General features: G+C 72.4%; 17 protein-coding genes. 13 read left to right on the forward strand and 4 right to left on the reverse strand.

Translation table 11 applies throughout. The annotated features are described in order from the left end of the window. Window positions 1-353 precede the first annotated feature (353 nt). Window positions 354-1,769 (reverse strand): hypothetical protein, encoded by a 1,416-nt coding sequence (locus B0E54_RS19735; RefSeq protein ID WP_234586839.1) that lies wholly within the window; start codon window positions 1,767-1,769, stop codon window positions 354-356. 153 nt (window positions 1,770-1,922) lie between these two features. Between B0E54_RS19735 and B0E54_RS19740 the strand changes: the two genes are divergently transcribed. The 8 genes from B0E54_RS19740 to B0E54_RS19775 all read left to right on the forward strand — a co-directional run bounded on the left by B0E54_RS19740 (window position 1,923) and on the right by B0E54_RS19775 (window position 11,463). Next, window positions 1,923-3,899 carry a TIGR03960 family B12-binding radical SAM protein gene (locus B0E54_RS19740; protein WP_234586841.1) on the forward strand — a complete coding sequence of 659 codons (1,977 nt, stop codon included), beginning with the start codon at window positions 1,923-1,925 and terminating at the stop codon, window positions 3,897-3,899. A gap of 177 nt (window positions 3,900-4,076) precedes the next feature. Then, complete coding sequence (locus tag B0E54_RS19745; RefSeq protein WP_308195382.1) at window positions 4,077-4,796, forward strand: TIGR03936 family radical SAM-associated protein; 720 nt, start codon at window positions 4,077-4,079, stop codon at window positions 4,794-4,796. Between the two features lie 131 nt (window positions 4,797-4,927). Beyond that, window positions 4,928-7,996 carry an Rne/Rng family ribonuclease gene (locus B0E54_RS19750; protein WP_234586843.1) on the forward strand — a complete coding sequence of 1,023 codons (3,069 nt, stop codon included), beginning with the start codon at window positions 4,928-4,930 and terminating at the stop codon, window positions 7,994-7,996. Between the two features lie 119 nt (window positions 7,997-8,115). Further along, window positions 8,116-8,628 (forward strand): hypothetical protein, encoded by a 513-nt coding sequence (locus tag B0E54_RS19755; RefSeq protein ID WP_234586845.1) that lies wholly within the window; start codon window positions 8,116-8,118, stop codon window positions 8,626-8,628. 166 nt (window positions 8,629-8,794) lie between these two features. Then, complete coding sequence (rplU, locus tag B0E54_RS19760; protein ID WP_007464063.1) at window positions 8,795-9,109, forward strand: 50S ribosomal protein L21; 315 nt, start codon at window positions 8,795-8,797, stop codon at window positions 9,107-9,109. Between the two features lie 11 nt (window positions 9,110-9,120). After that, complete coding sequence (gene rpmA, locus B0E54_RS19765; RefSeq protein ID WP_074313740.1) at window positions 9,121-9,375, forward strand: 50S ribosomal protein L27; 255 nt, start codon at window positions 9,121-9,123, stop codon at window positions 9,373-9,375. Between the two features lie 92 nt (window positions 9,376-9,467). Continuing rightward, entirely contained in the window at window positions 9,468-10,943 is a 1,476-nt protein-coding gene (gene obgE, locus B0E54_RS19770; protein ID WP_234586847.1) for a GTPase ObgE, read from the forward strand. A gap of 70 nt (window positions 10,944-11,013) precedes the next feature. After that, entirely contained in the window at window positions 11,014-11,463 is a 450-nt protein-coding gene (locus B0E54_RS19775) for a GNAT family N-acetyltransferase (protein WP_234586849.1), read from the forward strand. 51 nt (window positions 11,464-11,514) lie between these two features. On the opposite strand, the gene B0E54_RS19780 is transcribed toward B0E54_RS19775, so the two are convergent. Beyond that, window positions 11,515-12,174 (reverse strand): DUF6766 family protein, encoded by a 660-nt coding sequence (locus B0E54_RS19780; protein WP_234586851.1) that lies wholly within the window; start codon window positions 12,172-12,174, stop codon window positions 11,515-11,517. A 76-nt stretch (window positions 12,175-12,250) separates the two neighbouring features. Further along, a complete protein-coding gene (locus B0E54_RS19785; protein ID WP_234586854.1) occupies window positions 12,251-12,742 on the reverse strand; it encodes a DUF4383 domain-containing protein in 492 nt (163 codons plus the stop codon). 231 nt (window positions 12,743-12,973) lie between these two features. Between B0E54_RS19785 and B0E54_RS19790 the strand changes: the two genes are divergently transcribed. Genes B0E54_RS19790 through B0E54_RS19800 form a run of 3 tightly spaced genes read left to right on the forward strand, consistent with a single transcriptional unit; the run spans window position 12,974 to window position 14,944 of the window. After that, window positions 12,974-13,798 (forward strand): hypothetical protein, encoded by an 825-nt coding sequence (locus tag B0E54_RS19790; RefSeq protein ID WP_234586856.1) that lies wholly within the window; start codon window positions 12,974-12,976, stop codon window positions 13,796-13,798. A 31-nt stretch (window positions 13,799-13,829) separates the two neighbouring features. Continuing rightward, window positions 13,830-14,297, forward strand: a complete 468-nt coding sequence (locus tag B0E54_RS19795; RefSeq protein WP_234586858.1) for a phage holin family protein — start codon at window positions 13,830-13,832, stop codon at window positions 14,295-14,297. Then, window positions 14,294-14,944: a DUF3618 domain-containing protein gene (locus tag B0E54_RS19800; RefSeq protein ID WP_234586861.1), complete on the forward strand. Its 651-nt coding sequence runs from the start codon at window positions 14,294-14,296 to the stop codon at window positions 14,942-14,944. Before B0E54_RS19795 ends, B0E54_RS19800 begins: the two co-directional genes overlap by 4 nt. A gap of 97 nt (window positions 14,945-15,041) precedes the next feature. Here B0E54_RS19800 and B0E54_RS19805 read toward each other — a convergent pair whose 3' ends face one another. After that, entirely contained in the window at window positions 15,042-16,100 is a 1,059-nt protein-coding gene (locus B0E54_RS19805) for a glycosyltransferase family 2 protein (RefSeq protein ID WP_234586863.1), read from the reverse strand. 165 nt (window positions 16,101-16,265) lie between these two features. On the opposite strand from B0E54_RS19805, the gene B0E54_RS19810 reads away from it, so the two are divergent. Further along, window positions 16,266-16,904 carry an SRPBCC family protein gene (locus B0E54_RS19810; protein ID WP_234586866.1) on the forward strand — a complete coding sequence of 213 codons (639 nt, stop codon included), beginning with the start codon at window positions 16,266-16,268 and terminating at the stop codon, window positions 16,902-16,904. Next, window positions 16,901-18,070, forward strand: a complete 1,170-nt coding sequence (locus tag B0E54_RS19815; RefSeq protein WP_234586868.1) for a zinc-dependent alcohol dehydrogenase — start codon at window positions 16,901-16,903, stop codon at window positions 18,068-18,070. The genes B0E54_RS19810 and B0E54_RS19815 overlap by 4 nt, the downstream gene beginning before the upstream one ends. Window positions 18,071-18,114: the final 44 nt, after the last annotated feature.

An 18,114-nucleotide genomic window follows, 5' to 3' on the forward strand; every position in this document is an offset into this window, starting at 1 on the left:
CATGCCCGCCTGTCGGCGCTGCCGTTCGTCGGGGGTGTTGCTGGCGGGGCTGGGGTTTTCCAGGCTGCTGCTGTCGGACCCGCTGGCCTCGGCCGCCGAGCTGGCGGGCAACCCGGTCGGAGGCGATATACCTGTGAGTCATATTTATGACTCACAGGTATCTGCATTGCTCGCCCTGTCGTCCACCTGCGGCGTGACGCAGCGTCATGCAAGCACCCAGTAACCAACACGCCGGCACACGGCGGGCCAGCGCGCCGGCACACGGCGGGCCAGCGCGCCGGCACACGGCGGGCCAGCGCGCCGGCACACGGCGGGCCAGCGCGCCAGCACTCCAGGCAGCGTGCGGGCGCGGCTCAGCCCCGCTCGGGCTGGACGATCTGGCCGCGCAGGGTGTCCAGCAGAGCCGCGCTGTCGGAGATCGAGAGCCGGGTGAACACCCCGGTGGCGATGCTGCCGTGGTCGACAGAGGTGCACACCACCACGTCGCCGTCGGCCGGCCGGCCGATCGCACACCGTTCGTGCCGACCCCGTACGCCGGTCCGCACCGTCTCCGGCGCCTCCAGCGCGTAGCGCTCACTGAGCCGGGTGATCTCCGCGTCCGCGTCCGCCTCCGGGGTCAACCGGAAGCCGGTGCCGCCGAAGACCGTCACCCGCTTGCCGTCCCCCGTGGCGTAGACGCCGGCGAAGGTGTCCTCGGCCAGCCAGTTCTCCTGGCGTACCTCGTTCTCCAGCTGTCGGGAGGTCGCGGCGCTGCCGTCGTCCTGACGCAGGCTCAGATCGGCGACCTGCTCGGGCAGCGCGGCGCGGGCGGGGTACTGGGACGAGATCGGTAGGCCGTAGTAGGCGGGACATCCGCAGCAGCAGGCCAGGGTGAGCAGCAGCAGCCACGGCCAGCGACGCCGGCGGCGGACCGGGACCGGCACGTACCCCTTCGGGGCCTCCCAGCCAGGTGGTGGCGTCACCGGCGGTGGCGTGGCCGACCGCCGTCCCCGCCGCTGCTTCGGCACCCTCGCGGGTCGCACCGGCGCTGTGGGCCGGGCCGTGCCGGGCTGCGCCGGCAGGGTCGGCCGGGCGGGCGGCGCCGAATGAGCTGGTGGCGCCGGGTAGGTGGGTGGCGCCGGGTAGGCGGGCGACGTCGGGTGGGCGGGTGGCGGCGACACCGGGTGCGTCCCCACCGGCGGTGCGGGCGGCCCGGACCACTGCCGGGTCGACGGGGGCGCCGGGTAGTCCAACGTCGGGGGCAGCGGGGGCAGTTCGGCGGAGGGCAGGTCCCAGCCACCGGTGTCCACCCCGGCCCACGGGTCGACCGGGGTGCGGTGCTCGGGTGGCTGCTCGGGCAGGGGCGGCGGCGGGGTCGGCTCGGCCGACTCACCCCAGGCACGCCTGCGCGGCAGCGGGGGAGGGACCGGCGCGGACCCACTCCACCGGGGCGCGGGGGAGTCCGCGGACGCGGCGGGGGCCGCAGGCTCCTGGGCCGTGGGCTCCGGCTGGGCCGCCGGCTCCTGGGCCGTCGGTTCGGGCTGGGCCGCCGGCTTCCGGGCTGCGGGTTCCTGGGCCGTCGGCTCCGGTTGGGCCGTGGGTTCCTGGGCCGTCGGCTCCGGTTGGGCTGCGGGTTCCTGGGCCGTGGGTTCCGGCTGGTCGGGGGTGGCGGGGTGGTCCGGCGGTACGGGTGGGGAGGTCGACTCGTCGGCGACCGCCGGAGCGTCGTCCGGCTCGGGGTCCGGGGTGCGCCCGTCGGCCGGCCGTGCTCCCGGCTGGGGCTCCGGCATCGCGGCAATCTCCTCTCGCGCCGGTCCGAGGTTAGTACCGCGTCGCCACCACCGCCGCGCGGGCACCGCGGCGGAGCGCGTGCAGGAGTGTTGTCGGGTGGCATCGTGGCGTGCGCGCGGTCACCGACGGGCGGGCGCGTACCCTTGGGCATCATGAGTGCCCCGTCCACGACGCCGCGCGCGGCCGCGACCAATTCCGTCTGGCCCCGGCTCGAGCCGCTGCTCCCTCAGGTTTCCAAGCCCATCCAGTACGTCGGCGGTGAACTGGGCGCGGTGGTCAAGGACTGGGACGCGGCGACGGTCCGCTGGGCGCTCATGTACCCCGACGCGTACGAGGTGGGCCTGCCCAACCAGGGTGTGCAGATCCTCTACGAGGTGCTCAACGAGTTGCCCGACACCCTGGCCGAGCGGACGTACGCGGTCTGGCCCGACCTGGAGAACCTGATGCGCACGCACGGCGTGCCGCAGTTCACCGTCGACGCCCACCGGCCGGTGCGCGATTTCGACGTCTTCGGCATCTCCTTCTCCACCGAGCTGGGCTACACCAACATGCTCACCGCGATCGACCTGGCCAGCATCCCGATGCTGGCCGCCGACCGCACCGACGCCGACCCGGTGATCGTGGCCGGTGGGCACGCCGCCTTCAACCCGGAGCCGATCGCCGACTTCATCGACGCCGCAGTGCTCGGCGACGGCGAGGAAGCCGTCCTGGAGATCACCGCGATCGTCCGGGAGTGGAAGGCCGAGGGCTCCCCGGGTGGCCGCGACGAGCTGCTGCTGCGGCTGGCCCGCACCGAGAGCGTGTACGTGCCGCGCTTCTACGACGTCGACTACCTCCCCGACGGGCGGATCCAGCGGGTCGTGCCGAACCGGGCGGACGTGCCGTTCCGGGTGCACAAGCGCACGACGATGGATCTGGACGCCTGGCCGTACCCGAAGAAGCCCCTCGTCCCGCTCGCCGAGACGGTGCACGAGCGGTACGCGGTGGAGATCTTCCGGGGCTGCACCCGGGGCTGCCGGTTCTGCCAGGCGGGCATGATCACCCGCCCGGTGCGGGAGCGGTCGATCACCACGGTCGGGCAGATGGTCCGCGAGGGCCTGGAATTCTCCGGCTTCTCCGAGGTCGGCCTGCTGTCGCTCTCCTCGGCGGACCACTCGGAGATCGGCGACATGTGCTCGGGCCTGGCCGAGCAGTACGCGGGCACGAACGTGTCGCTGTCGCTGCCGTCGACCCGGGTCGACGCCTTCAACATCGACCTCGCGCAGGAGTTGTCCCGCAACGGGCGGCGTACCGGCCTGACCTTCGCCCCGGAGGGCGGGTCGGAGCGGATCCGCAAGGTCATCAACAAGATGGTGTCGAAGGAAGACCTGATCCGGACGGTCGTCACCGCGTACAGCAACGGTTGGCGCCAGGTGAAGCTCTACTTCATGTGCGGCCTGCCCACCGAGACCGACGAGGACGTCCTCGAGATCGCCGACATGGCCCACGAGGTGATCAAGGCCGGTCGGGCCGCGACGGGCTCGAAGGACATCCGCTGCACGGTCTCCATCGGCGGTTTCGTGCCGAAGCCGCACACCCCGTTCCAGTGGGCCGCCATGGAGCGCCCCGAGGTCATCGACCACCGGCTCAAGATCCTCAAGCAGGCGATCAACTCGGACCGCTCGCTGGGCCGGGCCATCGGCTACCGCTACCACGACGGCGAGCCGTCGCTGATCGAGGGCCTGCTCTCCCGGGGCGACCGCCGGGTCGGCTCGGTGATCCGCAAGGTCTGGGAGAACGGCGGCCGGTTCGACGGGTGGAGCGAGCACTTCTCCTACCAGCGCTGGGTGCAGGCGGCGGCCGAGACGCTGCCGGCGTTCGGGGTGGATCTCGACTGGTACACCACCCGCCAGCGCGACGAGCTGGAGGTCCTTCCCTGGGACCACCTGGACTCGGGCCTGGACAAGGACTGGCTCTGGCAGGACTGGCAGGATTCGCTGAGCGAGTTCGAGCAGGACGACTGCCGGTGGACCCCGTGCTTCGACTGCGGCGTCTGTCCCTCAATGGACACCGAGATCCAGATCGGCCCCACCGGCAAGAAGCTCCTGCCCCTGACGCCGATCAAGGGCCTGAAAACCCCCACGCCCTGACCCCGGCCCTCCCGGCCCCGCCCGTCGCCCGCGTCGATCATGAAGTTGTTGCTCGGAACACAGCGTGTCGCCGACAATAACTTCATGATCAACCGGTGCTGAGTTCCGAGGAGCGAGACGATCAGTAAGAAAAACCAGCCGGAGGGTGGGCAGGCGCCGGTCGTTCAGCGCGCCCGCATCCGGTACGCCAAGCGCGGGCCGCTGCGGTTCACCTCGCACCGGGACTTCGCCCGGGCGTTCGAGCGTGCGTTGCGCCGTGCCGCCGTACCGATCGCGTTTTCCCAGGGCTTCACCCCGCACCCGAAGATCTCCTACGCCAGCGCCGCGCCCACCGGGGTGGCGAGCGAGGCGGAGTACCTGGAGATCGGCCTCCAGGCGCCGGTCGAGCCGGAGGCGCTGCGCGCCGCGCTCGACGCCGCGCTCTCACCCGGGCTGGACGTGCTGGAGGTGGTGATCGCCGACGGTGGCAGCCTGGCGGACCGCATCGAGGCGTCGCACTGGCACATCGAGCTGCCCGAGGTCGACACGGAGACACTGCGCGCCGCCGTGGACGCCTTCACCGCCGCCGACGAGGTGCTGGTCGAGCGGATGACCAAGCAGGGGCGACGTACCTTCGACGCCCGCGCGGCGGTCATGTCCATCGATGTCCTCTCCCCGACGCAGACGCCTTCCGGGGCGCCGGCCGTACCGTGTGCGATACTCGAACTGGTCGTGCGGCAGGTCACCCCGTCCGTACGGCCCGATGACGTCCTTTCCGGCCTCCGCGTGGTGGCCGACCTGGAGCCGCCGGTCTCGCCGAGGGTGACCCGGCTGGCTCAGGGCACGCTGACCGCGCAGGGTGCGATCGTGGATCCGTTGGATGCGGACCGCGGCGGGGCAGCCATCGTTGGGCACTGACCGACGGTCAGCGCTCTTGCAGGCAGACTTCGGCGGTCGCGCACCACGCGCGCCCGGCGGAAACACTTTTGCGGCGACCCTGCGTGGCAGCGCTCACCCGCGCCCGGGGCAGCCAGAACTGGAGAACGTCCATGCTCGAGAACGAGCCCGAGGGCGGCGAACGGACCGGTTCACAGCCGGCCGGGGACACCGCTGACCAGAGCACCACCACCGACGGCGCAGCCAGCCTGGAGCAGGCGGGCGCCCAGAGCGCCGAGCCTGCCGCACCGCCCCGGCGGGCGCGGGCCACCCGGCGTCGGGCCGCCCCGCTCAACCAGCCGGAGCAGGCCGAGGCGCCCGTCGAGGCGTCCGCCGGCGGGACCGGCGCCGTCGAGTCGCCGCAGGCGGAGGTCTTCGCCCCGATCTCCGGTGACCTGGACGTCGCCCCGAAGACCCCCCGACGCCGGCGCAAGGCCGCCCCCGTCGAGACGACCGCCGAGGAGCCGCTGGTCGCCGCCAGCGCGGAGCTGGCCTCTCCCGAGGTCGTACCTCCGGTCAAGGTGACCCGCACCCGCCGCAAGAAGGCAACACCCGCCGTCGAGGAGCCGCCGGCCGTCGAGGAGCCCGCCGCCGTCGAGGAGCCTCCTGCCGCGGAGCCCGCCGCCGAGGCCGTGGAGCCCGCCGTCGAGGAGGACACCGCGGAGACGCCTGCGGAGTCCGACCTGCGGGAGGCGGAAGCCGAACTGAACGAGGCGCAGACCCCGCCGGCCGGACCCGTCGCCGAGCAGGCGTTCGGTGCCGCGCCGGAGCGCTCCGGCGACGTGGCACCCGGTGTCGCGGTGGCGAACGTGGCCGATGAGCCGATCGAGCCCGCCGAGGTGATCGAGCCCGAGCAGCCGCGGACCCGCCGTCGGCGGGCCGCGCTCTCCGCACCGACAGTGCTGTTCATGGCACCCCAGCCGGACGCCGTGCCGGTGACCCGGCCGGCGGAGCCCGCTCCGGTGGCCGAGGAGCCGGCCGTCGAGGCCGAGCCGTCCCGCCGACGGCGGCGCGGTCGCCGCGACGTCGAGCCGGTGGAGCCGGTCGAGGCCGTCGAGGCCGAGGAGGAGCCGACCGAGGAGGTCGACGAGGCCACTGAGGCGGACGAGGACGACGAGGACAGCGCCGCCGCGCGTCGCCGCCGTCGGCGTGGCCGTCGAGGTCGGGGCCGGGGCAAGGGCGGTGCCGACGACGCCGAGGACGAGGAGTCCGACGAGGCGGCGCAGGCCGACGAGGAGGAGACCGCCGAGGTCGAGGCCGAGGGTGACGAGGACGAGGAGTCCGAGGGTGGGGACGGGTTGACCCGTCGTCGCCGTCGTCGCCGCCGTCGCGGCGCTGGTGACACCGAGGGCGCCGCCGACGACGGCGTGCCCACCGTGGTCAAGATCCGTGAGCCGCGTCGCACTGTCGACGAGGTCCAGGGCGTGTCCGGCTCGACCCGGCTGGAGGCCAAGCGCCAGCGTCGCCGGGACGGTCGGGAGCAGCGTCGTACGCGGCCGCCGATCCTCAGCGAGTCGGAGTTCCTGGCCCGCCGGGAGGCGGTCGACCGGGTCATGGCGGTCCGCCAGCGGGGTGACCGCACCCAGATCGCCGTCCTGGAGGACGGTGTGCTGGTCGAGCACTACGTCACCCGCAACTCCTCCGGCACCATGGCCGGCAACGTCTACCTGGGCAAGGTGCAGAACGTGCTGCCCAGCATGGAGGCGGCGTTCGTCGACGTCGGCCGGGGTCGCAACGCGGTGCTGTACGCCGGCGAGGTCAACTGGGACACCTCCGGGCTGGAGGGGCGTGCCCGCTCCATCGAGCAGGCGTTGCGCTCCGGCGACTCGGTGCTGGTCCAGGTCACCAAGGACCCGATCGGGCACAAGGGCGCCCGGCTGACCAGCCACATCGCCCTCTCCGGCCGGCACCTGGTCTACGTGCCCAACGGCAACGCGTCGGGGATCAGCCGCAAGCTGCCGGACACCGAGCGCAAGCGGCTGCGCGACGTGCTCAAGAAGCTGGTTCCGGACGGCGCCGGCGTGATCGTCCGTACCGCCGCCGAGGGCGCCAGCGAGGACGAGCTGGCCCGCGACGTCAAGCGGCTCCAGGCGCAGTGGGAGGACATCCAGGCCAAGGCCGCCGAGGGCGGCGCCCCGGTGCTGCTCTACGAGGAGCCCGACCTGGTCATCCGGGTGGTCCGGGACCTGTTCAACGAGGACTTCCGCGAGCTGGTCATCGAGGGCGAGCAGTCGTACGGCATGGTCGAGTCGTACCTGTCGCACGTCTCTCCGGACCTGGTCGACCGGGTGCGCCGGCACGTCGGCACGAGCGACGTGTTCGCCGAGTACCGGATCGACGAGCAGATCATCAAGGGCCTGGACCGCAAGGTGTTCCTGCCCTCCGGCGGCTCGCTGGTGATCGACAAGACCGAGGCCATGACTGTCGTCGACGTCAACACCGGCAAGTACACCGGTTCCGGCGGCAACCTGGAGGAGACGGTCACCCGCAACAATCTGGAGGCGGCGGAGGAGATCGTCCGCCAGCTCCGGCTGCGCGACATCGGCGGCATCGTGGTGATCGACTTCATCGACATGGTGCTGGAGTCGAACCGGGAGCTGGTGCTGCGCCGGCTCACCGAGTGCCTGGGCCGGGACCGCACCAAGCACCAGGTCACCGAGATCACCTCGCTCGGCCTGGTGCAGATGACCCGTAAGCGGATCGGCGCGGGTCTGCTGGAGGCGTTCAGCGAGACCTGCGAGTGCTGCAAGGGTCGGGGCGTCATCATCCACACCGAGCCGGTGCCGGAGAAGCCGCGTACCGGCGGGACCGCGGAGAAGGTCAAGGCGGTCGCCTCGTCGGCGCCGGCCGCGCCGGCCGTCGAGGCCGGCACCGCGTCGTCGCGCCGCCGGGCGCGCAAGAGCGCCCCGGCCGAGCGCGCGGTGGTCGAGGTCGTCGACACCGACACCAGCGCCGAACCGGACGCCGACTACCAGGACACCATGGGGTACGACCTGTCCCGCTACGAGGCGGAGACCGAGGCGGCGCCGGCGGTGTCCGACAGCCAGCAGGGCGAGTCGGCCCGGCTGGCCGCCGCGGACGACCCGGACGCGGTCGCCGACGGTGACACCGACGAGGAGGCCGGTGGCGCGGGGCGTCGCCGCTCCCGCCGCGGTGGCGCCCGACGGCGGACCCGCCCCTGACGGTCCTGACCGGCCCGGTGTTTGACGAGGTCCCTTTCCCGGCATATTGACGGGGAGGGGACCTCGCCGCCTCCGGTCACCCCGGGCCGGGAGTGGTCGGCCCCGGTCAGGAGAAGAAGATGCGTCGCCTGCTCGCCGTCACCGTGCTGGTAGCCGTGCTCGCCGTCGGGGCCGGCTGCTCCGCCGACCGGTCGGTCGATGCGGGCCCGACCGACGCGACCGCCGGGGCTTCCGGCCCGGCTGCCGGGTCCGGGGGCGCTCTCGGCGGGTCGACAGGTACGCCGGGAGGTGGCGGTGCCGCGGCCGGCAACCCGCAGGTCTGCGCCGAGGCGCAGCAGGCCGGCGCCACCGCCGTCCGGGAGTACGTGGCGGAGCTGGGCCGGATGGTCGCGGCCGTGGGTGCGGGGGACACCGCCACCGCCGATGCGGCCCGCACGAGGGCGCAGGCCGCGCTGGCCGGCTGGCGGGCCGCACTGCGGGAGCAGTCGGCGCGGTCCACCGATCCGCAGCTCAAGACGCTGCTCAGCGACCTCGGTACGGAGGTCGCCGCACTCGGCGTGGACGTCGAGTCGATCGACGAGACCGAGCTGGACCGGCTCCAGCAGCGCCTCGACCAGCTCTGCGCCCGCTGACCAGGGCGGGCCGGTTTGGGGTCCGGGCCGGCAATGGCGTACTCTTGCCTGCGGCCCACCTTTGGTGTGCCGAGTTCCCGTGTGCCCGCGCCGCCGTGCACTGCTACCCGGCGAGCCGCCGCGGGGACGACCGCCAGCAGCCTCAACGACAGGGAGTCCGCCTCCGATGTACGCGATCGTCAAGACCGGCGGCAAGCAGTACAAGGTCGCCGAGGGCGACGTGATCGAGGTCGAGAAGCTCACCGGTGCCCCCGGTGACGCGGTGAAGCTCACCGCGGTGCTCCTCGTCGACGGTGACGACCTGGTGACCGACGCGGCGAAGCTTGCCGAGGTCGCGGTGTCCGGCGAGATCGCCGCGCACACCAAGGGCCCGAAGATCCGGATCCACAAGTTCAAGAACAAGACCGGCTACCACAAGCGCCAGGGTCACCGCCAGCCGTTGACCCAGGTCAAGGTGACCGGCATCTCCAGCGGGAAGTAGGTCGTCCTCCAATGGCTCACAAAAAGGGTGCGTCCAGCTCGCGTAACGGTCGTGACTCCGCGGCCCAGCGACTTGGCGTGAAGCGCTTCGGTGGTCAGGTCGTCAGCGCCGGTGAGATCCTCATCCGGCAGCGTGGCACCAAGTTCCACCCCGGTGACCTGGTCGGCCGTGGCGGCGACGACACGCTGTTCGCGCTGTCGGCCGGTGCGGTCCTGTTCGGCACCAAGCGCGGTCGCAAGACCGTCAGCATCGTTCCGCAGCAGTAGTTCTCTTCGCTGGGCGGGCCGCGGACCTCCGGGTCCCGGCCCGCTTCGCTTTTTCAAGTGCGGGGTCGACCCTCGCTGGAAGGATTGACGCCGTGGCGACGTTCGTTGACCGGGTCGTCCTGCATCTGCAGGCCGGCGATGGTGGGCACGGTTGTGTCTCGATCCACCGCGAGAAGTTCAAGCCCTTCGGCGGGCCGGACGGCGGCAACGGCGGGCACGGCGGCAGCGTGTCGCTGGTGGTCGACCCGCAGGTGACCACACTGCTCGACTTCCACTTCCACCCGCACGTCAAGGCCGACAACGGCAAGGGCGGCGCCGGGTCGAACCGGGACGGGGCCAACGGCCACAACCTGGTGCTGAAGGTGCCCAACGGCACTGTGGTCCAGACCACCGACGGCACCGTGCTGGCCGACATGGTCGGCGCCGGCACCACCTTCGAGGTGGCCCGGGGCGGGCGCGGCGGGCGCGGCAACGCGTCGCTGGCCAACGCCAAGCGCAAGGCGCCGGGCTTCGCCGAGCTGGGCGAGCCCGGCGACCAGCTGGACATCGTGCTGGAGCTGAAGAGCGTCGCCGACGTGGGCCTGGTGGGCTTCCCGTCGGCAGGTAAGTCGTCGCTGATCTCGGTGATCTCCGCCGCGAAGCCGAAGATCGCCGACTACCCGTTCACCACCCTCGTGCCCAACCTCGGTGTGGTCCGGATGGACAACCACACCTTCACCGTCGCCGACGTGCCGGGCCTGATCCCGGGCGCGGCCACCGGCAAGGGCCTGGGTCTGGAGTTCCTGCGGCACATCGAGCGTTGCGCGGTGCTGGTGCACGTCATCGACTCGGCGACCCTGGAGCCCGGCCGCGACCCGGTCGCCGACATCGACGCCATCGAGGCCGAGCTGAGCCAGTACGGCGGCCTGACCGACCGTCCACGGCTGGTGGCCGTGAACAAGGTCGACGTGCCGGACGGCCGGGACCTCGCCGAGATCGTCCGCCCGGACCTGGAGGAGCGCGGTTACCGCGTGTTCGAGGTCTCCGCGGCCACCCGCGAGGGGCTCAAGGAGCTGACGTACGCGATGGCCGAGCTGGTCGAGGCGGAGCGCAAGGCGGCCCCGCCGGCCGAGCCGACCCGGATCGTGATCCGGCCGATGGCCGTGGACGACGACGGCTTCACCATCACGGCCGAGGCCGACGGCTCGTTCACCGTCCGGGGCGTACGCCCGGAGCGGTGGGTCAAGCAGACCAACTTCGACAACGACGAGGCCGTCGGTTACCTCGCCGACCGGCTGGCCCGGCTCGGCGTGGAGGACAAGCTCGCCAAGGCCGGCGCCCAGCCCGGTGACCTGGTCCGGATCGGCGAGCGCGAGTTCGACTGGCAGCCGACGCTGTACGCGGGTGTGGAGTTCGTGCCCGGCAACCGGGGCACCGACGTCCGCCTGGAGGAGAAGTCGAACCGGGCCTCGGCGGCGGAGCGGCTCGCCGCGCGCAAGGCCCGCCGGGTGCGCTCGGCGGACGAGGTCGGCGCGGACTCGTCCGACGACGACGTCGAGGACATCGAGGACTCCGACGACGCCGAGTAGCCCGTTGCTCTCCGTGATCGGGACGACTGCCGGAAACCTCCGCGAAATCCGCCCCTCCTAGCGTGGGGTGATGCTGATCGAGTCGCGGCCCGCCACCGATCCCGAGATCGCCACCCTGGTCGTCGCCCAGCAGCGTGAGCTGCGCGAGGCCGACGGCGGGCTGGGCGGCCAGGCCACCGTCACCCACGACGACATCCGCTACCTGGCGGTGGTGGTGCACGGTCGGGCGGTCGCCTGCGGCGGGCTCCAGTCGCTCGACGCCGTCACCGGCGAGGTCAAGCGGATGTACGTCCGGCCGGCGTACCGGGGCCGGGGCATCGCCCGCCAACTGCTCGCCGCGTTGGAGGAGTGCGCGTTCCGGCAGGGGCACACGGTGGTCTGCCTGGAGACCGGGACGTACCTGCCGGCGGCGATCGGGCTGTACACCTCGTGCGGCTACGAACCGGTCCCGGTGTACGGGGAGTACGTCGGCAACCCGTACAGCGTCTGTTTCGCCAAGCGGCTCCCGGTCGCGGCCTGACGGCGGCCGGTCCGGCCGGCCACGGCGGCCCGGTCCTGCGCGGCGGGTCGGTCAGGCGCCGGTCTCGGCGTGCGCGACGGTGACCGGCTTCGACTCCGGCGACGCGTGCTGACGCAGGACGATGCTCAGCAGGATCAGGGCGCCGACCGCCAGGAACTCGCTCTGCCAGTTCTGCATGGACTGGAACCAGAAGTCGCTGGTGCCGAAGAAGTCCCACGCGCTGATCGGCGGCGCTCCGCTCTGCAACGCCTGCTCCTCGTTGTAGGCGGCGGTGCCGCCGAGCAGGTGCCCGACGAACGAGCCGGCGAAGATCAGCAGCAGCGCGAGGGAGAGGCTGTTGCGGTAGACCACCAGCGGAAGGCCGCCGGCGCGTACCGGCCACGGTGAGCGGGCGGTGGCCCGGCGCTCGTCGTCCTCCGGCCGGTCGGTCTGGTCCACCGGCTTGGACTCGGCCGAGCCCCGCTGCACCAGGTACGCGGTGAGCAGCACGTACCCGCCCATCTGGAGGAACTCCGACTCCCAGTTCTCGAAGACCGCCTCGGCGAAGTGGCCGCTGGTCAGGTACGCCGGCCAGCTCAGCGGGGCGGCGCCGAACTCGGTGAGCTCCTCGTTGTGGGTCTGCCAGCCGAAGACGCTCTGCAGGACCAGGAAGACTCCGAACGCGCCCAGCATGGCGGCGGTCAGCGCGTTGTCGCGTATCCAGCGAGGCATCATCGACCCCTTTCACGGATTCTCAGGCGGTCACCTACCCACGCCGCCGTCGCCGTCAAACACGTGAATCGGCAGGTCAAGGCCGATCGATCGGGCTGTCCAGGCGCCCACCGGTGCCCACCTGGTTGGACAGCAGCAGCCCGAGCGCGAGCATGCCGAAGCCGAGGGCGAGGTGCAGCCAGTTGTCGGCGTCGTTGACCGGCAGGATGTTCGCGCTGGCCTCGGGGTCGACCGCCTCGATCGCCAGGCCGTACAGCCAGAGGGCCAGGTAGATCGCGCCGCCGCCGGCCAGGAAGAGCCGGGCGCCGGCGATGCTGCGGGCCAGCACCAGACCCGCAAGCCCGAACAGCAGGTGCAGCGCGTTGTGCAGGATCGACACCTGGAACAGCCCGAGCAGCTTGGCGTCCGAGTGGTGCCCGGCGAAGGTCAGCTCGCCGTAGTCGGTGGTGATGCCGGGGATGAAGCCGAGGATTCCGATCAGCAGGAAGACCCCGGCTACGACCAGCGCGACCACCTGCACCCGGGGCCGGGGGGCGGCAGGTCGGCCACCTCGCGCGTCTCGTGCCATCCCTGCCCCCTCTTCGTGGATCTGCCGGTACCGCGAACCTCACTGTCCGCAGCGGCGACGTGACGCAGCCCGACGATCCTCCATTTTGAAGTCGGTCCCGCCGGCCGCGCAGAGAAATGCACGAACAGGTATGGAAGCCGAAACCCAGGGTAGGGAGTTGTCAGCGGCCACGGCGTCACGGCCGCATCCCCCCAGCACAACCGCGACGACTTTCCGAGCGGAAGGGAAATCATGACTTACGAAGTGTCACCCACGTCTTCCACGTACGGGCACGAGTCCACCAACGGCGGCGGTGTCCGTGAGCAGGCCCGCCACGTCGGGTCCGAGGCGGCGCACGCCGGTGGCGCGGTCGCCCAGACCGCGAAGGAGCAGGGCGCCGAGGTCGGCCGCGAGGCCGCCCGGCAGGCCCGCAACCTCTACGGCGAGGCGCGCACTCAGCTCGCCAGCCAGACCGGTGAGCAGCAGCGCCGGGCCGCCGGCGGACTGCGGTCGATCGCCGACGAGATGCGCACGATGGCCGAGCAGGGTGGCCAGGCCGGCCCGGTGAGCGAACTGGCCCGCCAGGCCGCCGACCGGGTGCACGGTGTGGCCGGCTGGCTGGAGGAGCGCGAGCCCGGCGACCTGATCACCGAGGTACGCGACTACGCGCGGCGCAACCCGGGCACCTTCCTGGTCGGCGCGGCGGTGCTCGGCGTGCTTGCCGGGCGCCTGACCCGCAGCATCTCCGACTCCGGTGACCACTCCGGCAACGGCTCGGCGGGTTACCGCGGCAACGGGGCGTACGACCCGGAGCAGACCGCGGTGATCCCCACGCCGCCGCCGGCACCCCGGACGGCCGCGGACACCACCCCGGCGGGCGGCTACCTCGACCCGACCCCCGGCACGTACACCGAGCCGACCTCCGGCGGCTACAACGACCCCGCGCCGGGCGGCTACAGCGACCCGACCCGCCAGGACGGCTACACCGAGCCGGCCAGCACCGGTCAGCCGCTGCCGCCGGTGACCCAGACCGACCCGCTGCCGGGCGTGCCGTCCAGCGGCAGCCCCCGCCCGTGAGGCGCCGAGTCATCCGAAGGGAGGCGACGGTATGACCATGCCGACGCAGGGGTCCGGCCTGGACTCCGGTTACCACCCCGAGGCGGGTGCCCCGCACACCGCGGCGGACGTGAAGGGCAGCTCCCTCGGTGACCTGATGCGCCAGGTCACCACCGACCTGTCGACGCTGATGCGTCAGGAGGTCGAGCTGGCCAAGGCCGAGATCCGCCAGGAGGGCAAGAAGGCCGGCAAGGCCGCGGGCCTCTTCGGCGGCGCCGGCTTCGGCGGCTACATGGTGGCGTTGTTCGTCTCCATCGCCGTGTGGCAGTTCCTGGACAACGTCATGGACTCCGGCCTGGCAGCGCTGATCGTGGCCATCATCTGGGCCGTGGTCGCCGCGGTCCTCTACTCCAAGGCCAAGAAGAACGCCCAGCACGTACGCGGGCTCAAGCAGACCAACGACAGCGTGCAGCGGATCCCCGACGCGCTCAAGCCCCACCCGGAGGGAGTCACCCGATGAGCACCGACCCCGACCAGATCCGCCGGGAGATCGAAGCCACCCGCAACAGCCTCAGCTCCGATGTGGACGCGCTGGCGTACAAGGTCAGCCCGAGCCGCATCGTCGACGACCGCAAGCAGCGGGCCCGTTCCGCGCTGCAGAATGTGAGGGACAAGGTCATGGGAACCGCGTCTGACCTCGGCCACGGCACCGGCCACGCCGCCCACTCGGTGGGTGACCGCGCCTCCTCGGCGGCCTCCAGCGTCAGCGACGCCGCGCACTCGGCGGCCTCCAGCGTCAGCGACGCCGCCCACAGCGCGCCCCGGGTGATCCGGCAGAAGTCGCAGGGCAACCCCCTCGCGGCCGGCCTGATCGCCTTCGGGGTCGGCTGGCTGGCCTCCTCGCTGATCCCGGCCTCCCGCCGGGAGCAGCAGGCCGCCGCCCAGGTCAAGGACAAGGTCAGCGAGCACAGCGGCGCCGTGAAGGAGAAGCTGGGCGAGGTGGCCAGCGAGCTCAAGGACGAGCTGCGCGAGCCGGCCCAGCACGCCGCCGAGTCGGTGCGGTCCACCGCCCAGGACGCCGTGCACGCGGTCAAGGACGACGGCCGGTCGGCCGCCCAGGACGTCAAGGACCAAGCCCAGCAGGCCCGCCAGCAGGTCAGTTCCTGAGCCCACCGGCGTCGACGACGGCTCACGGCCACTCCGGTGGCGGTGAGCCGTCGGCGCGTTCTCCGCGACCTTGCACTTTCTGTCGCCGTTCTGGTGCCTAGCGAGGCCTTTGTCCGAGCAGAAAGTGCAAGATCGCGGAGACGTGGTGGTGCGGGCGGGCTGGTCGGCGGATTCTGCGGTCGCCGTAGCGGACTCCGCCGTGAAGGACGCGCTGGGCGAGCGCCAGCCAGCTGCAGATGCCCCGTTCGAGTAGCCAGAGTGGGGCGGCCAGCGAGGTGCTCGGTGGGAACACGATCCCGCCGTCGGCGCGTCGGCGGCCCACCTCGGCCACGGCGACGACAGCTACCGCCGTGCCGAGCAGCAGTCGGGGCCGGCGGGACGCGACCGCCGCGGCCAGCGCCGGCAGGACCGCGAGCGCGGTCAGCAGGCGGGCCGGCTGGGCCAGGTCGTCGTACGCCTGGCGGACCCGCTGGCCACGAAAGTGCGTCGCGTCCGGCGGTAGTCGGCGTACGTACAGCCCCGGCGGCGCGGCCTCGACCCCGCCGTACGCGCGCACGGTGCGGATCAGCTCCAGGTTCTCGAAGAGCACGTCCGGGTCGTACCCGCCCATGGCGCGGAACGTGCTGCGGCGCACCGCGAGGGTGCCGGGGTAGTCGTTTCCGAGCGCCCGGTTGAGCAGCGTCCGCCCGGTGTCCCACCAGGCGTGCCAGGGCAGTGGGTCGAAGTAGTTCTGCGGCCGGACCAGGTCGACCCGGCCCAGCAGCCGGTGCACGGCCCGCAGCCCGGCCTCGTCGTACCGGACGTCGTCGTCGGCGATCACCACATGTTCGTGGTGTGCCGCGTCGACGCCTGTGTGCACCCCGACCACCTTGCCGTTGAGCCCCCGCCCGGCGGGATCGGGCGGAAGGTGCCGGACCAGCCCCTGCCAGGCCGCCGCGTGCCGCGCGAAGAGCTCCGGAGGCGAGCCGTCGACGACGATCACCTCGACGAGGCCGCTCAGTCGACGCAGGTAACCGGTCAGCTCGTCCAGACCGCTGTCGGTGCGCCAGCGCAGCGGCAGCACGTACGCCATCGGCAGGACGGTCGGCGGCAGGGTGGCCGGCGTCGTGCCGGTGTTGTCGCGCCGGGCGGCGTCACCCCTGGCCTGGAAGGGCATCGGTGCCTCCTGGGCAGGCGGTCCGCGGCCGGCGGTGGGCGGGCCGCGGACTGCACGTGCCCGCCCTGCCCCGATCCAAACCGGGATGTCGTTTCGACCGCCCGACCCCGGGTAGCGGTGCCGATACGGCAGTCCATCCCCGCGGGACGGGTGAAGGAGACGAACATGACCAACAACGGAACGAGGTGGGCGCTGCTCGGTGTCGGCGCGGCGACCGCCGTCGGCGTCGGGCGGGTGGTCGCCCGTCGTCGGCGTCGCCACCAGCCCGACCGGGAGGACGGCTGGTACGTGGTGCGCCGCGCGGTGACCGTGGACCGGCCCCGGGACGCGGTGATCGGTTTCTGGACCGACCGCGAGCGGCTGGACCGTGCCCTCGGCGAGTGGGCGAGCGTGGACCAGCTCGACGACCGTCGCTGGCGCTGTGTGGCCCGCGATCCGGCCGGCGGTGGCACCGAGTGGCGGGCGGAGATCACCGTCGACGAGCCGGGTGCGCTGCGCTGGCGGGTGGAGGACACCTCGACGCCGCAGGAGGGGCGAATCGTGCTGACCGACGCCCCCCAGGGTCGGGGCACCGAGATCCGCGCCGAACTGCGCTACCGCTCGGGGCCCCTGCGCCGGCTGTTCGGGCTGGTCGGCGGCGACGAGCCGGACCTGGCGCTGCGGGACACGCTGCGGCGGGTGAAGGCGCTCGTCGAGTGCGGCCAGGTGATCGACACCCGGCGTGACCCGTCCGGCCGGAGCCCGGCCCAGGAGAGGGCCACCGACCGGATGCGGGAGAAGCTGATGACGGGAGGACGGGCGTGAGGGCGCTCTGTTGGGAAGGCGTCGGAAAGTTGGCCGTCCGGGACGTGCCGGAGCCGAAGATCCGCGCCGAGGGGGACCTCATCGTCCGGGTGCGGGCCAGCAGCGTGTGCGGTTCGGACCTGCACCTGATCAACGGGTACCTGCCGGCGATGCGGCAGGGGGACATCCTCGGCCACGAGTTCATGGGCGAGGTGGTGGAGACCGGTCCCGGCGTACGGCAGCACAAGGTCGGCGACCGGGTGGTGGTCGGCTCGGTGGTCGCCTGCGGTGGCTGTTGGTACTGCCGGACCGAGCAGTACTCGCTTTGCGACAACTCCAACCCGCAGCCGGTGTTCACGGAGAAGCTGTGGGGGCACTCGCCGGCCGGCATCCTGGGCTACTCGCACGCGGCGGGTGGCTACGCCGGCTCGCACGCCGAGTACATCCGGGTGCCGTTCGGCGACGTCGGCGCGTTCGGCGTACCCGAGGGGGTGCCGGACGACTCGGTGGTGTTCGCGTCCGACGCGATGCCCACCGGGTGGATGGCGGCGGACTTCTGCGGCCTCACCGGCGGTGAGGTGGTCGCCGTCTGGGGCGCGGGCGGCGTCGGTCAGATGGCGGCCCGCTCGGCGCAACTCCTCGGCGCCGAGCGGGTCATCATGATCGACCGGTTCCCGGACCGGCTGGCCACGGCGGCCGAGCGGGTCGGCGTCGAGACGATCAACTACGCGGACACCGACGTGCTGGAGGCGCTGCGCGAGCTGACCGGCGGACGCGGGCCGGACGCCTGCATCGAGGCGGTGGGGATGGAGTCGCACGACGTCGGGCCGACCTACGCGTACGACCGGGTGAAGCAGTCCGCCCGGTTGCAGACCGACCGGCCCACCTCGGTCCGGCAGGCGATCATGGCCTGTCGCAAGGGTGGCACGGTGAGCATCGTCGGGGTGTACGCCGGTCTGGTCGACAAGTTCCCGCTCGGCGCGGCCATGAACAAGGCCCTGGTGCTGCGGATGGGGCAGATGCACGCGCAGCGCTACATCCCCATGCTGCTCGACCGGCTGGCCGCTGGTGAGATCGACCCCGGCTACCTGGCCACCCACCCGATCTCCCTGGAAGAGGGTGCCCGGGGCTACGAGCTGTTCGAGAAGAAGCAGGACGGCTGTCTCCGAAGCGTCCTGCACCCCTGACCCGTCGCCAACCCCGTCCCGTCGACGCCCCGTCGCACCGGCGG

The sequence above is a fragment of the Micromonospora sp. MH99 genome (assembly GCF_021442385.1).
Lineage (GTDB): Bacteria > Actinomycetota > Actinomycetes > Mycobacteriales > Micromonosporaceae > Micromonospora.

What these genes read in the sequence shown, in the direction of transcription:
- B0E54_RS19735 (WP_234586839.1), bottom strand. Translation starts at nt 1,769, where the DNA reads ATGCCGGAGCCCCAGCCGGGAGCACGGCCGGCCGACGGGCGCACCCCG.
- B0E54_RS19740 (WP_234586841.1), top strand. Translation starts at nt 1,923, where the DNA reads ATGAGTGCCCCGTCCACGACGCCGCGCGCGGCCGCGACCAATTCCGTC.
- B0E54_RS19750 (WP_234586843.1), top strand. Translation starts at nt 4,928, where the DNA reads ATGCTCGAGAACGAGCCCGAGGGCGGCGAACGGACCGGTTCACAGCCG.
- B0E54_RS19755 (WP_234586845.1), top strand. Translation starts at nt 8,116, where the DNA reads ATGCGTCGCCTGCTCGCCGTCACCGTGCTGGTAGCCGTGCTCGCCGTC.
- rplU (WP_007464063.1), top strand. Translation starts at nt 8,795, where the DNA reads ATGTACGCGATCGTCAAGACCGGCGGCAAGCAGTACAAGGTCGCCGAG.
- rpmA (WP_074313740.1), top strand. Translation starts at nt 9,121, where the DNA reads ATGGCTCACAAAAAGGGTGCGTCCAGCTCGCGTAACGGTCGTGACTCC.
- B0E54_RS19775 (WP_234586849.1), top strand. Translation starts at nt 11,014, where the DNA reads ATGCTGATCGAGTCGCGGCCCGCCACCGATCCCGAGATCGCCACCCTG.
- B0E54_RS19780 (WP_234586851.1), bottom strand. Translation starts at nt 12,174, where the DNA reads ATGCCTCGCTGGATACGCGACAACGCGCTGACCGCCGCCATGCTGGGC.
- B0E54_RS19785 (WP_234586854.1), bottom strand. Translation starts at nt 12,742, where the DNA reads ATGGCACGAGACGCGCGAGGTGGCCGACCTGCCGCCCCCCGGCCCCGG.
- B0E54_RS19790 (WP_234586856.1), top strand. Translation starts at nt 12,974, where the DNA reads ATGACTTACGAAGTGTCACCCACGTCTTCCACGTACGGGCACGAGTCC.
- B0E54_RS19795 (WP_234586858.1), top strand. Translation starts at nt 13,830, where the DNA reads ATGACCATGCCGACGCAGGGGTCCGGCCTGGACTCCGGTTACCACCCC.
- B0E54_RS19800 (WP_234586861.1), top strand. Translation starts at nt 14,294, where the DNA reads ATGAGCACCGACCCCGACCAGATCCGCCGGGAGATCGAAGCCACCCGC.
- B0E54_RS19805 (WP_234586863.1), bottom strand. Translation starts at nt 16,100, where the DNA reads ATGCCCTTCCAGGCCAGGGGTGACGCCGCCCGGCGCGACAACACCGGC.
- B0E54_RS19810 (WP_234586866.1), top strand. Translation starts at nt 16,266, where the DNA reads ATGACCAACAACGGAACGAGGTGGGCGCTGCTCGGTGTCGGCGCGGCG.